1 protein-coding gene is annotated in these 242 nt (G+C 37.2%); it reads left to right on the top strand.

Annotation, left to right across the window (positions count from 1 at the left end; translation table 11 throughout):
* The coding region (locus SB753_RS40640) for a hypothetical protein (RefSeq protein ID WP_410805623.1) at positions 1 to 242 on the top strand (242 nt) is incomplete at both ends.

Here is a 242-nt window from a genome sequence, read left to right as displayed (position 1 = left end):
TGTACCGGTAAGCCCTGCCATTTTAACATTTAAAGATTCCCAGACAAACACGGCCCTAAGCAATAATATTTCAGGATTAACAGTATCTAGGATTGTCTTCGATACAGATGCTTCCGATTATTCTATTGCCGGAAACAGCATCACCCTTAAAAGCGATCTTATCAACAATTCATCAGAGCCACAAAAATTGTCACTTCCAATTTCAGTAAATGGACAGCTTAATGTAAATGCAAAAACAAACA

The sequence above is a fragment of the Paraburkholderia sp. SIMBA_053 genome, from assembly GCF_046534895.1.
GTDB classification, from domain to species: Bacteria; Pseudomonadota; Gammaproteobacteria; order Burkholderiales; family Burkholderiaceae; genus Paraburkholderia; species Paraburkholderia caledonica.
This window is presented reverse-complemented; position numbering and strand designations above follow the sequence as displayed.